The organism is Bradyrhizobium sp. UNPF46, assembly GCF_006658625.1.
GTDB classification, from domain to species: Bacteria; Pseudomonadota; Alphaproteobacteria; order Rhizobiales; family Xanthobacteraceae; genus Bradyrhizobium; species Bradyrhizobium nitroreducens.
Map to the genome: position 1 here is coordinate 47,752 of NZ_LFJB01000049.1, position 13,225 is coordinate 60,976.

Below are 13,225 nucleotides of genomic sequence, written 5' to 3' on the forward strand. Positions count from 1 at the left end.
CGTTCACCCAAGCCGCCTTCCGGCGGCGGCCATCTCCGCCGCCAGCAATACCGCCGCACGGCTGGCGCCGATCGAGGCGATGCCTTGGCCTGCGATGTCGTAGGCGGTGCCGTGCGCGGGCGTGCAGATCGGGAACGGAAAGCCGCCGAGCAACGTCACGCCGCGATCGAAGCCCATCAGCTTCATCGCGATCTGACCCTGGTCGTGATACATCGTCAGCACCGCATCGAAGGCGCCGCTCTTTGCGCGCAGAAACACGGTATCGGCGGGGAACGGTCCCTCCGCGGCGATGCCCTCGCGCTGACCGGCCGCGACCACGGGCGCGATGACGTCGATCTCCTCGCGACCGAAATTGCCGCCGTCTCCGGCATGCGGATTGAGACCGGCAACTGCAATGCGCGGCCGCGCGAAGCCGGCCTTGCGCATGCAGACGTCGGTCAGCTCGAGCGCGCGATGGATGCGGTCGCTGGACAGTCGTTCGGCGACGTCCTTGAGCGGGATATGCGAAGTGACGCGTGCGTTCCAGAGCCGGTCCAGCACGTTGAATTCGCTCGCCGGGGTCTTGAGGCCGACCACCTCCGCGGAGAATGCGATCTCGTCGTCGTACTCGGCGCGGGCGAGCCGCATGGCCTGCTTGTTGAAGGGGGTGAAGCACACCGCATCGGCACGTCCGTCGCGACCAAGCTCGAGCGCGTGCCTGTAATTGGCCAGGGCGAACTTCCCGCCGGCAAGGGTGGCGGTCTTCGGCTCGACGTCTCTGGGATCGAGGTGGCGGAGATCGACAAACAACGCATCGCCCTGCGCCGCGCGATGGTCGGTCCCCTGCTCCACCATGGTCAGCTCCGGCTTGACGCCGGCAATGCGCGCGCCCTCGTCGAAGACGCGGCGGTCACCGATGACGACGAGCCGGCAGCTCGCACGGATATCTTGCTGCACCGTGAGCTTCGCCGTCAGCTCCGGGCTGATGCCGGCGGGATCTCCCATTGCCAACGCAATGAGCGGCTTTGCGGTCATATGATCACCTTCTCCTGGGCTGTTGTGTCGGCCGCGGGGACTGCGGGCTTGCGCCAGAGGCGCGCGAGCTGCAACACCAGCGGCAGCAGCAAGAGCGCGATGCCGGCCACGATCAGGCAGGTCACCAGCTTGTTGGCGAAGAAGATGCCGAGGGATCCCTTCGACATCAGCATCGACTGCCGGAACGCATCCTCGGCCTTGTCGCCGATGACGATGGCGAGCACGAGCGGCGCCAGCGGGTAGAACAGCTTCTTGAAGAGATAGCCGATGACGCCGAAGCCGAGCATCATGACGACGTCGAGATAGGAGTTCGACACCGAATAGGCGCCGACGACGCAGATGATCACGATCAGCGGCGCGATCACCACGAAGGGGATCCGCATCAACGCGGCGAAGACCGGGACGGTGAGCAGCACCAGCGCGACGGCGACGATGTTGCCGACATACATCGAGGCGATCAGGCCCCAGACGAAATCTTTCTGGTCCACGAACAGCATCGGCCCGGGATTGAGGCCCCAGATCATCAAGCCGCCCATCATGACGGCCGCGGTCGCCGAGCCGGGAATGCCGAGCGAGAGCATCGGCAGAAGCGCGCTGGTGCCAGCGGCATGATCGGCGGTCTCCGGCGAGATGATGCCCTCGACCTCGCCGGTGCCGAAATAGCGGCCGCGACGCGAGAAACGGCGGGCGATGCCATAGCTCATGAACGAGGCCGCGGTCGGACCGCCCGGCGTGATCCCCATCCAGCATCCGATCGCAGCGCTCCGCAGCAGCGCCACGCCATGGCGTGGCAGGCGGCCGACGGCGCGAAACACCTCGGCCCAGTCGATCTTGGAGGAGACCGCACGGGCATGAAATTCCTCTTCGACGGCAACCAGGAGCTCGCCGATTCCAAACAGGCCCATCACGGCAACGACGAAGCTGACGCCCTTGACGAGCTCGTCGACGCCCATGGTGAGGCGGACGCTGCCGGAGACGGTATCGATTCCGATCGCGGCAATGGCGAAGCCGATCGCGAGCGCCACGACCGTCTTGATCGGCGCGGCGCCACCCATGCCGACGAAGCTGGCGAATGCCAGGAAATAGACCGCAAAATATTCCGCCGGACCGAAAGCAAGCGCGACCTGCGCCACCCAGGACGCCAGGAAGGTGATCAGGATGACGCCGACCAGCGCGCCGAATGCGGCCGAGCCGAAGGCAGTGGCGAGCGCCGTGGTTGGCCGGCCGTCGCGCGCCATGGGATAGCCGTCGAAGGTGGTCGCGACCGACGAAGGCTCGCCGGGAATGTTGAACAGGATGGAGGTGACCGAGCCGCCGAACAACGCGCCCCAATACATGCTGGAGAGCAGGATGATGGCCGAGACCGGCTGCATGCCGAAGGTCAGCGGCAGCAGCAGCGAGACCCCGTTGGGTGCGCCCAGCCCCGGCAGCACGCCGACGAGAATACCGAGCAGCACGCCGACGACCATCAGCACCAGATGCGGCACGGTGACCGCGATGCTGAAGCCGTGCAGGAGTTCCCCGAGATTGTCCATCGGACTCGCCCTCAGAAGCCGAGTGCGGCGGCGAGCGCGCCGTGCGGCAGGCTGACCTGGAACATGCGCTCGAACACGACGTAGAGCGCGAGCGCCGTTGCCCCCGCCATGGCGAGGGCTCGAGGCAAGGATTGGTGCCGCGGAATCGCCAGCACCGCAAATACATAGAGCGCGGAGGCGACGTACATCCCCGCCAGCGGAATCGCGGCGACGAAGATCGCGGCCGGCACGAACAAGCCGGCGAGCCGACGCAGCTCGATCGGCGTGATCGCGATGGGGACGTTTGCCAATGTCGCAACCGGCAGCACGCCCCGCGCGAGATTGTAGAGGCTTCCGAGCACGATGATGATGCCGGTCAGGAACGGAAACGTGCCGGCGTCAACGCCCGCGCTGGACCAGCCGATGCCGTTGTCGAGACTCTGGACCACCACGGCGACACCAAAGCCGCCGGTGAGAACGGCAGTCGCGAGCTCGAGGGCGCGGCGCGAGATCATGGAGGGCTCCGGTCAGACGTCGGGCAATTGCCGGCTGTAGGCACGCATCTTCCCCCGGGTTCGCCGTCGTCCCTGCGCCTCCGCGCGCAATTGCGCGCTAGGCAGGGACGACATTTGTGGCGCGGTTCTGCCCAACCGGTCCCCGTCGTTGCAATAACCCCGCCTCACTTGACCAGCCAGCCCTGCTCGCTCGCGACCTGCTTGACGTGCTCGAGGTCCTCCTTGATGAACTTGTCGAACTCGGCACCGGTCAGGAACGTGTCGACCTGGGACGTCTTCTCGATGTAGTCCTTCCACTCCGGCGTTGCCTGCACCTTCTTCATGAGGTCGACATAGAACGCGGCCTGGTCCGGGGTGACCTTGCCGGGCAGCCACACCGTGCGCGGCTGCTCATATTGCTTGATGTCGAGGCCTTGTTCGATGCAGGTCGGAACGTCGCTCCAGCCCTCGCTCGCGGTGACCTTCGGCCCCTGCGGCAGGCGCTTGGGGCTGAAGACGCAGAGCGGGCGCTGCGTGCCGCCGCGCCATTGGCCGAGACTTTCGCTGGGATTGTTGACGTGGGAGTCGAGATGTCCGCCGGCGAGCTGCACGGCGGTCTCGGCGCCGCTCTTGAAGGGGATGTAGGTCAGCTTGACCTTGCCGGCCTTCTCGATCATGCGCGTCAGCACCTCGTCGGTGTCCTTGGACTGCGCGCCGCCCATCTTGAATTCGCCCGACGCGGCCGCCTTCAGATAGTCGCCCGCGTTCTTGTAGGGCGCATCCTGCTTGACCCAGAGCAGGAACTCGTCCTGAGCCATCGCCGCGATCGGGGTAAGATCGGTGTAGTTGAACGCGACCTTGGAAACGAGCGGCTGCTGCCAGGCGTTCGAGGTGCCGAAGATCACCTTGTAGGGATCGCCCGAGGACGCCTTGCCGTAGACGTAGCCTTCGGCGCCACTGCCGCCGCCCTTGTTGACGACGACGATCGGCTGCTCCGTCAGCTTGTGCTTGGTGATGATGTTCTGCACGGCGCGCGCGAGGTTGTCGGTGCCGCCGCCGGGGCCGGCGGTGGCGACGAACTCGATCGGCTTTTGCGGCTGCCAGGCACTGAGCGCCGGCATCGTGCCGGCGAGCACGGTCGCGGCTGCGGAGAGCAGAAATGTTGACGTCCGACCCATGATTTCCTCCAGCTGATTTTTGTCTTTTGTATTTTTCTGTTTGGTCTCGTCGCATCGACGTCCGGTCAGGCGACGCGTTCCTCGCGTCTTTCCAGGGCCGAGACGATTGCGCCTTCTTTTTCGAGCGCTTCGATCTGCGTCTGATCGAACCCGTGCTCCGCCAGCACTTCGCGCGTATGCTCACCATAGACCGGCGCGCCCGACAGCACTTTGCCTGGGGTCTCCGAAAACTTCACGGGAAGCCCGATCGTCTTCACCGGGCCGAGCGTGGAGTGCTCGACCTCGACGACCATCTCGCGCGCCAGCGTCTGCGGATCGCTCAGGGCCTCCAGCATGTCATGCACGGGGCCGCAGGGCACACCCTTCTCGTCCAGCGCCGCGAGCCAGTGTGCCCGCGACTTGGTGCGGAAGCGCTCGCTCAGGACGGCTTCGAGCTGCTTCAGGTTGGCCATGCGGTCGGAACCATTGACGAAGCGCGGATCGGCCGCGAGCTCGCCGGCGCCGAGCGCCTCCAGCATCAACAGCCAATGCTTCTTGTTGGCGCCGCCGACCACGAGCCAGCCGTCCGAGGCCTCAAAGGCCTGGTACGGCGCGTTGAGCGGATGGGCCGAGCCCATCGCGCGCGGCGCGGTACCCGCGGCGAGCGCGATGGTCGATTGCCAATAGGTCTGCACCAGCGCGGCCTCGTAGAGCGAGGTCTCGACCCACTGCCCTTCCCCGGTCTTGAGGCGGTGCGTGTAGGCAGCGAGAATGCCCATGCTCGCGAGCAGGCCGGCGGTGATGTCGGACAGCGGCGGGCCGCATTTCACGGGCGGGCCGTCCGGGCGTTCGCCGGTGAAGCTCATGATGCCGCTCATCGCCTGCGCGACGAGGTCGAATCCCCGGCGGTGCTTGTAGGGACCGGTGCGGCCGAAACCGGACAGCGAGCAATAGATCAGTGCCGGGAATTGCTTGTGCAGCTCTTCATAACCGAAGCCGAGGCGCTCCATCGCGCCCGGCGCAAAGTTCTCGACCAGCACGTCCGCATCCGCGATCAGGCGCCGCAGCACCTGCTTGCCGCCATCGGTCTTGAGGTCCAGCACGATGCCACGCTTGTTGCGGTTCATCATCAGGAAGGAGGCCGCTTCATCACCGATCTTCGGCGGCACCGAATGACGGGTGTCGTCGCCGTTCGGCGACTTCTCGATCTTGATGACGTCGGCGCCCATGTCGGCGAGCATCAGGGTGCAGGTCGGTCCCGCCATGACGTGAGTGAGATCGATGACCTTGAGGCCGGCGAGCGGTCCCTGATGGCGAGAGGTGGATGGCGGGCTTTGCATCAGGGGCGTCCTATTGGCCGCGCCATTGCGGCGCGCGCTTGTTGAGGAAAGCATCGAGCCCTTCGCGAAAATCCTGGCTCGTGTAGCACATCAGGATGAGGTCCTCGCCCTCGTCCCGCGTCAGCCGCTGTTGCAGACGGGCGACCGCCTGCTTGGTCGCGTTCAGCGTCAGCGGCGCGTGACTGGCGACGAGCCGGGCGACCTCGTCAGCCCGCTTGTCCAGCGCGGCGAGATCCTCGACCACCTCGCCGAGCAGCCCGACACTGGCGGCCTCGGCGGCGTCAACAAGACGCGCTGTAAAAATCAAGTCCTTGACGCGCGCGGCACCAATGAGCGCGATGAGACGGCTGACATTGGACATCGACAGGCAGTTGCCGAGCGTTCGCGCGATGGGAAAACCCATCTTCGCGCTCTTCGTGCCGATGCGCAGGTCGCAGGCCGCGGCAATTCCGGCCCCGCCGCCGGTGCAGAAGCCGTTGATCGCAGCGATCGTCGGCACCCGGCACTGTTCGAGCGTGGTCAGGATCCGATCGATGCGGTTCTCGTAGTCGATCGCATCCTGGGGCGTCCTGAATTCGCGGAACTGATTGATGTCGGTGCCGGCGGCGAAAGCCTTGTCGCCGGCCCCGCGCAGCACCAGCACCTTGATCGCATGGTCGCGATTGGCTTCCTCGCAGATCGCGGCGAGCCGCTCATACATGGCGAAGGTGAAGGCGTTACGCGCCTGCGGGCGGTTGAAGGTGACCCGCCCGATACCGTCATTGCATTCAAAAACGAGGTCGTCCGCCTCCGCCGCCAGGTCCATTTCCTCATATCCTCTTGTTTTTTACATTTTTGAATGCAAAATTTGCGATTAGCAAGTTGGAACTTCCAGATTTCAGACCAATCTCCACGTTTTGCATTCAAATTGGAGTGCCGATCCCATGCTGCATGAGGAGGTCGTCGGACGTATCCGCACCATCCTGCTCGACGGCGAGATCCCGCCGGGCGCGCGAATTCCCGAGCGCGAGCTGTGCGAGCGGCTCGAGATCTCCCGCACGCCGCTGCGCGAGGCGCTCAAGGTGCTGGCCGCCGAGGGTCTCGTGCAGCTGCTGCCGCATCGCGGCTCGCGCGCGGCGAAACTGACCGACAAGGACATGCGCGACCTGTTCGAGGTCTGCCAGGGTCTCGAAGCCCTCGCCGGCGAGCTCGCCTGCGAACGCATCACCGACGCGGAGATCGACGCGATCGCCGCGGCGCATGCAGACATGGTGCAGCATTATCGCGAGGGTGATCTGATCCAGTACTATCGCGGCAACCGCGCCATCCACGAAGCCATCGTCACGGCGGCCGGAAACCCCGTGCTCGCGGGGCTTTACACATCCGTGACGGCGCGCATCCGCCGCGCGCGTTATGTCACGCCGATGACGCCGCAGCGCTGGGCGCTCGCGGTGAGGGAGCACGAAGCCATCCTGAACGCGCTGCAGAGGCGCGATGGCGCCGGACTCTCCCATATTCTGCGCGCGCATCTGCGCCACAAGCGCGAAGAGGTGCTGCAGGCGGGCTTTGCCGAGACTGAAGCGAACGACCTCACGCTGAGAATTGCGTAAGACGCAATTCGTGTTGTCCTGGGTTGCGCAGAGTGCATCCACACGCGGCCTTCCCGCTCCGTAATTCGTTCTCGCTCCGCGTGAATCTGCGCACCAGAGCATTTTCGGTTCTGATTGAATCAGAACCGAGGCTCTAGATTCTTGTTTTGACGCGTTTTCTTCACGCGAACCGGTGTCCACTTCGCTCGAAAACGCTCTAATTCCACTTGCTAGCTTGTCGCGGCCGGAGCAGCATACTTCTCTGCCGACCTGCGGCCGCATGGCCGTTCAAGCCGGCGCCAACGCGCGAACAATCGCGCAAAACAAAAGACAAAAGCGGAGGAAACGCATGACAATCGATGTCTCCCGTCGATCCCTACTTGCACTTGGAGCCAGCCTCGGAGCTGGCCTTGGTGCCAGCGCCATGCTCGGCAGCAGCGCGATGGCGCGGGCTCCCAAGCTCGGCACCCAGACGCCGTACTGGCACCGCTTCGTCCTCGGCGATGCCGAGGTGACCGTCGTGTCCGACGGACCGCTGCCGCTCGGCGATCCCTCCGGGACGTTTACCGGCGTTCCCAAGGAAGAGGTCAAGAAGATGCTGGCGGACAATTTCCTGTCGCCGGACAACGTCGTGCTCGAGCAGAATTCGCCGATCGTGAACACCGGCGACAAGCTGATCCTGTTCGATACCGGCATGGGCTCATCCAAGATGTTCGGCGCCAGCACCGGACGGCAGCAGAAGAGCATGGCGGAGGCCGGCATCAAGCCGGAGGACATCGACGCCGTGGTCTGCTCGCACGCCCATATCGACCACATCGGCGGCATCGTGGATGCCAACGACAAGCCGCTGTTCCCGAATGCGCAGATCTACATCTCCCAGACCGATTTCGATTTCTGGACCGACGAAGGCAAGCTCGGCAGCCCGGCCAAGGACTTCGTCGTGCACGCCCGCAAGAACCTCCTGCCGGTCCGCGAGCGGATCAAGTTCTTCAAGGACGGGGAGGAATTCCTGCCCGGCGTGCAGGCGATCTCGGCGCCCGGTCACACCGTCGGCCACACCATCTTCATGGTGTCGTCGGCCGGCAAGTCCTTCGCCTTCCTCGGCGACCTCTCGCACCACTCCGTGCTGCTGCTGGAGCGGCCGCGCATGGAGTTCTCCTACGACACCGATCCGAAGCAGGCGGCGGAATCGCGGGTGAAGTTGCTGACGATGCTCGCCGCCAACAAGATCCCCGTGATGTCGTATCACTTCGCCTGGCCGGGCTACGGCCATGTCGCCAAGGCCGGTGACGGCTTCCACTACTATCCCCAGCCGATGCAGATGACGCTGTAGTCCATCGCAAATCGGGCCCGGGCGGCGCGCGTGCCGCCCGGTTCATTGCCGGCCGCGCACATCCGATCGAGAAGCCGGCTCAGCAGCCGAGCTTGGCGGCGATCCCGCCAAAATCCTTGGCGACGATGTCCCACTGGCCGGTCGCCTCGAAATCGACCTTCTGCAACGGACCGTATTCGGTCGGCCGCGCCACGAAGGCCGTCTTCAAACCGTTCTTCTGGGCGGCCGCGAGATCGCCGTTGTGGGCAGCGACCATCATCACCTCGTCCGGCTTGAGGCAGAGCAGCTTTGCTGCGCCGAGATAGGTCTCGGGATCGGGCTTGTAGTGCTCGAACAGCTCGGCCGACATGATGAGATCCCAGGGCAGCCCCGCGAACTTCGCCATGTTGGTGAGCAATGCGACGTTGCCGTTGGAGAGCGGCGCGATCACGAATTTCGTCTTCAGCCGCGTCAGGCCCGCGACGCTGTCCGGCCACGGATTGAGCCGATGCCAGCCCTTGGTGAGATAGTCGAGATCGGCCTCGGTGAGGCCCTTGATCGCGAACTGCGCGACCAGCTTTTCGAGCGAGCGGCGGTGCAGATCATCGAGCATGACATAGCCGCGCTCGGGATGTTTGCGCACGTCGTCCATCGAGGCCATGTACATGCCGCGCCAGCCGTCGACCAGAGCGGTCCAGTCGGCGCTGATGCCGCGCTGCTTGCTCCACCACATGAAGTCGGTGATGAGGCTGGTGCGCCAGTCCACGACAGTACCGAACACGTCGAAGACAAGGGCTTTGACGGTGGTGAGATCGGATGCTGGCGTCATGTTTCGCTCCGCGGATTTTCCTGCGCCCGGTTGGCTCCGGCCGAAATCGAGGGCTTTAAAGCATGATCGCTCCCATGCAACAACAGCGCAGAGCGGACTGGCGAAGCGCGTTCAAGATGAGCAGAATGACGGTTTCAATCAGTCGGAGCGCGGCAGATGCCAACACCTGCATTCGTGATCCTCAAAGAGGCCGTTCTGCCGGACGAAATGGTACTGGTCGACACCCTGCGACGCCGTCACCCAGACCTCTCCTGGGATCCCGGCAGCACAGCCCAATCAAACCGGCGCCCTGACGAGGCAATATTCATTCGCGCCGGTGATCGTCTGATGGCTGTCATGTCGCTGCCCGCGCCGATCCCCATCGATCTTCAGGATTGGCAACGGGCGACCCGGCATTGGCCAGAAGCCCTGGAGGCCGTCACATCCCATCAGGCCCATTTGGTCGTTTCTTCGCTGGGCTCGGCCTCGGAAGGGGCCGAGCCGCCGCTCGATGTGATGCAAGACGCGCGTCTGACCACCGCCGCCGTCGGCGGCTTGATCGAGGTCCTACCGGCCTGCCTGGGTGTGTTGTGGCAGGGGAAAGTCGCACGATCTTCGGCGCATTGGGAGGAAGCCTCGCGCCGCGCGTTCGCCCCGGCTCCCGACCATCCGTTCGAGCTCTGGATCGAAACCATCTTCTATCGCAGCGGCAACAGTTTGGGCGCCTACACGGAAGGGCTCTCCGCCTTCATCGGTCGCGAAATAGAGTTTGAGGTGGACGGCCTGGACCAGGAAGCCATCGCCCGACGTGTCGACGCGTTTGCATCCTATCTGATCGCGAATGGTATCGACGAGAATACAGAAGACGGTAAGGTCTACCGCGATCACGGCGAACTCGGAAACTTCATCCTATGGCACCGCATGTCGCGATTTGGCGCCAGGCCCGTGATCTCCTTCTCCTCCCCACTCAATCCGGCGACAACCAAAGTCTACCCGATCATCCCAAGATCGATCGCGAGCAATCACCCGCTCCTCATCCTGCTCGCCCAGCTTGGGCTCTTCGATCCCGCCCAGCCCGAAAATCTGGTCCGACTTCGTCCCGATCATTACATCTCGGAGGTCCGGGTGGCCCTGCTCGACGACGAGCTCACGAAGGCGCTGACGACTATGATGACGGTCGAAGGATATGGCGAGGCTGACACCGACGCACGCCGCGCACTGGCGCGTCGCGATATGGCACTTGCCAGGTCCCTGCTTGAGCCTTGGGGCAAGAAAGTGGATACGCTGTTGCAGGCATGCCAATTGGGGCTTCACCTGCGCGACATTCATCTTTTCGTTCCCGCTCCGCCTCAGTTCGTCGGCGGAGGCGTTCACTGAGGCGTCCGGCCTCGCAGCAGCGACGTTCGAGCGTTTCCCCGACCTGATAGAATATCAAGTCCGACGCCTCAGATCGTTTCCGAAGCGCCCTCTTTGAGTGAACGGCTGTGCATCTCGGCGATGGTCCAATTCGCCAAGGCCGCGCGCAAATTGGCAGCGCTCAGTCCAGATGGAACTTGGCGAGCTCGCGGTGCTCGGCCTTGATGTAGCGCACGGTGCCGGTGACGGAGCGCATCACCACCGTCTCGGTCTCGATCACGCCGTCCTTGCGGAATTTTACACCCGACAGCAGTGAGCCGGTCGTGACGCCGGTGGCGGCGAACAGGCAGTCGCCGCGCGCCATGTCCTCAATGCCGTAGATCATCTTGGGATCGTTGACGCCCATCTTGGCGGCGCGCTCGATCTTCTCGCCGGAATCGAGGATCAGCCGGCACTGCATCTGGCCGCCGATGCAGCGCAGCGCCACGGCCGCGAGCACGCCTTCCGGCGCACCGCCCGTGCCGAGATACATGTCGACGCCGGTGTTGTCAGGATCGGCGCAATGGATCACGCCGGCGACGTCGCCGTCGGTGATCAGGCGCACGGCAGCGCCGGTCGAGCGCACGCTCTCGATGATGCTGGCATGGCGCGGACGATCGAGCACGAGAACCGTGATGCCGTCGGGCTGCACACCCTTGGCCTTGGCGAGACGGCGGACGTTTTCGGCCGGCGAGGCGTCGAGCTCGACGACGCCCTTGGCGTAGCCGGGGCCGATCGCGAGCTTCTGCATGTAGACGTCGGGGGCGTGCAGCAGCGTGCCGCCGTCGGCCATCGCCATGGTGGCAATCGAGCCCGGCATGTTCTTGGCGCACAGCGTGGTGCCTTCGAGCGGATCGACCGCGATGTCGACCTGTGGGCCCGCGTTCATGCCGACCTTCTCGCCGATGAAGAGCATCGGCGCCTCGTCGCGCTCACCTTCGCCGATCACGATGGTGCCCTCGATCGGGAGCTTGTTGAGCTCGCGGCGCATCGCATCCACCGCAGCCTGGTCGGCCGCCTTCTCGTTACCGTGCCCGCGCAGCCGCGCCGACGACACCGCTGCCCGCTCCGTCACGCGCACGATCTCCAGCGTCAAGATGCGCTCGAGCAATGCTTGCGGCGGGACTGAAATATGGGTCGACATCGGCTAACTCCTTCGAAACAGTTTGGGGCGGGCATTTCCGCCCGCATCAACTCGTGACACCCACAGTTCGTTCGAACCGTGTCTTATTGTTGGAACATGACCTTTCCGGAAAACCGCTTCGCACTTTGCGCTAGCGCGGCCCTCCGGGTCCGGGTCATGCTCAGTTCTTCTCGATCCGGATCACCTGCGGCCGTCCACTGATCACCTTGTCCTTCTGCACGGCGGCGAGCGCACGGCGCACCGCGTCCTCATGCGTGGCGTAGGTGATCAGGATGACGGGCACGGGGACCGCCTTGCCGTTTGCGGGGGCAACGCCGCCGTTGGGATGACGCTGCACGATCGACTCGATCGAAATCTTCTGCTCGGCAAGCCGGGTCGCGATCGCGGCGGCTGTGCCGGGGAAATCGCGGGCCAGGAGGCGGATGTAGTAGCCGCCTTCATGCCGCTCCATCGGCGCCTTCTTGGTGTCGCGCAGTTGCGCGATCGGCCGGCCGAACGGATTGGCGCGGATGCCGCGCGCGACGTCGGCGATGTCGGCGACCACGGCGGATGCCGTCGCCGCGCCGCCGGCGCCGGGACCGACCAGCGTGATCGGCGGAATGCCCTCGCCGTCGATCGTGACCGCATTGGTGACACCCATCACCTGCGCGATCGAGGAGGATTTCGGCACCATGGTCGGATGCACGCGCTGCTCGATGCCCTTGGCGGTGCGCACCGCAACGCCGAGCAGCTTGACGCGGTAACCAAGATCGGACGCCGCGCGCAGATCTTCCGGCGCGATGGATGAGATGCCTTCGACATACACCGCGCTTTGAGCAACTTTCGTGCCGAAAGCGAGGCTGGCGAGGATCGCGAGCTTTTGCGCGGTGTCGTGACCGTCGACGTCGAAGGACGGGTTGGCTTCGGCATAGCCGAGCCGCTGCGCGTCCTTGAGGCATTCGGCGAAGGACAGTCCCTCCTGCTCCATCCGCGTCAGGATGTAATTGCAGGTGCCGTTGAGGATGCCGTAGACGCGGTTGATGCCGGTGCCGGCAAGCCCCTCGCGCAACGTCTTGATGACGGGGATCGCGGCGCCGACGGCTGCCTCGAAATTCAGCGCGCCGCCGTGGTTTTCGGCCGCCTTGGCGAGCTTGAGGCCGTGCTTGGCCAGCAGCGCCTTGTTGGCGGTGACCACCGACTTGCCGGCGCCCAGCGCGGCTTCCACGGCCGAGAGCGCGGGATCACCGGCGCCGCCCATCAGCTCGACGAAGCAATCGATACCGGGATGCGTCGCCAGCGCCATCGGATCCTTGGCCCATTCGACGCCGCGCAGATCGATGCCGCGCTTCTTGGCCTTCGAGCGTGCGGTGACGGCAACGACGCGGATGCCGCGGCCGCTGCGGGCCGCGAGCACGCGGCCTTGCGTTTCGATCAAACGGACCACTTCGGCGCCCACGGTGCCGAGCCCCGCTATGCCCACTTTCAGGGGTGCAACCATGA

General features: G+C 64.8%; 12 protein-coding genes. 3 read left to right on the forward strand and 9 right to left on the reverse strand.

Going from position 1 to position 13,225, the window contains the following annotated elements; translation table 11 throughout:
* Nucleotides 1–3 precede the first annotated feature (3 nt).
* The 6 genes from UNPF46_RS20725 to UNPF46_RS20750 form a co-directional block, all read right to left on the reverse strand.
* Complete coding sequence (locus tag UNPF46_RS20725; RefSeq protein WP_142251242.1) at nt 4–1,014, reverse strand: 4-hydroxythreonine-4-phosphate dehydrogenase PdxA; 1,011 nt, start codon at nt 1,012–1,014, stop codon at nt 4–6.
* A complete protein-coding gene (locus tag UNPF46_RS20730) occupies nt 1,011–2,549 on the reverse strand; it encodes a tripartite tricarboxylate transporter permease (RefSeq protein ID WP_100176839.1) in 1,539 nt (512 codons plus the stop codon). Before UNPF46_RS20730 ends, UNPF46_RS20725 begins: the two co-directional genes overlap by 4 nt.
* Before the next feature lie 11 nt (nt 2,550–2,560).
* The gene (locus tag UNPF46_RS20735; RefSeq protein WP_100176840.1) at nt 2,561–3,043 is read right to left on the reverse strand and encodes a tripartite tricarboxylate transporter TctB family protein; all 483 of its coding nucleotides are present in this window, start codon (nt 3,041–3,043) and stop codon (nt 2,561–2,563) included.
* Between the two features lie 164 nt (nt 3,044–3,207).
* Nucleotides 3,208–4,200 (reverse strand): Bug family tripartite tricarboxylate transporter substrate binding protein, encoded by a 993-nt coding sequence (locus UNPF46_RS20740; protein ID WP_142251243.1) that lies wholly within the window; start codon nt 4,198–4,200, stop codon nt 3,208–3,210.
* 65 nt (nt 4,201–4,265) lie between these two features.
* Nucleotides 4,266–5,519: a CaiB/BaiF CoA transferase family protein gene (locus UNPF46_RS20745; RefSeq protein ID WP_142251244.1), complete on the reverse strand. Its 1,254-nt coding sequence runs from the start codon at nt 5,517–5,519 to the stop codon at nt 4,266–4,268.
* A 10-nt stretch (nt 5,520–5,529) separates the two neighbouring features.
* Complete coding sequence (locus UNPF46_RS20750; RefSeq protein WP_100176843.1) at nt 5,530–6,324, reverse strand: enoyl-CoA hydratase/isomerase family protein; 795 nt, start codon at nt 6,322–6,324, stop codon at nt 5,530–5,532.
* A gap of 118 nt (nt 6,325–6,442) precedes the next feature.
* Here UNPF46_RS20750 and UNPF46_RS20755 point away from each other — a divergent pair, with 118 nt between their 5' ends.
* Both UNPF46_RS20755 and UNPF46_RS20760 read left to right on the forward strand, forming a co-directional pair.
* Nucleotides 6,443–7,108: a GntR family transcriptional regulator gene (locus tag UNPF46_RS20755; RefSeq protein ID WP_142251245.1), complete on the forward strand. Its 666-nt coding sequence runs from the start codon at nt 6,443–6,445 to the stop codon at nt 7,106–7,108.
* A 328-nt stretch (nt 7,109–7,436) separates the two neighbouring features.
* Entirely contained in the window at nt 7,437–8,420 is a 984-nt protein-coding gene (locus UNPF46_RS20760; RefSeq protein WP_100180385.1) for an MBL fold metallo-hydrolase, read from the forward strand.
* 79 nt (nt 8,421–8,499) lie between these two features.
* On the opposite strand, the gene UNPF46_RS20765 is transcribed toward UNPF46_RS20760, so the two are convergent.
* Nucleotides 8,500–9,228, reverse strand: a complete 729-nt coding sequence (locus UNPF46_RS20765; protein WP_142251246.1) for a haloacid dehalogenase type II — start codon at nt 9,226–9,228, stop codon at nt 8,500–8,502.
* A 156-nt stretch (nt 9,229–9,384) separates the two neighbouring features.
* Between UNPF46_RS20765 and UNPF46_RS20770 the strand changes: the two genes are divergently transcribed.
* Nucleotides 9,385–10,584, forward strand: a complete 1,200-nt coding sequence (locus UNPF46_RS20770) for a hypothetical protein (protein WP_100180387.1) — start codon at nt 9,385–9,387, stop codon at nt 10,582–10,584.
* Nucleotides 10,585–10,744: 160 nt separating this feature from the next.
* Here the strand turns inward: UNPF46_RS20770 and glpX are convergent, their stop codons facing one another.
* Together glpX and UNPF46_RS20780 are read right to left on the reverse strand one after the other, a co-directional pair.
* A complete protein-coding gene (gene glpX / locus UNPF46_RS20775) occupies nt 10,745–11,746 on the reverse strand; it encodes a class II fructose-bisphosphatase (RefSeq protein WP_100180388.1) in 1,002 nt (333 codons plus the stop codon).
* 160 nt (nt 11,747–11,906) lie between these two features.
* The gene (locus UNPF46_RS20780) at nt 11,907–13,223 is read right to left on the reverse strand and encodes a homoserine dehydrogenase (protein ID WP_100180389.1); all 1,317 of its coding nucleotides are present in this window, start codon (nt 13,221–13,223) and stop codon (nt 11,907–11,909) included.
* Nucleotides 13,224–13,225: the final 2 nt, after the last annotated feature.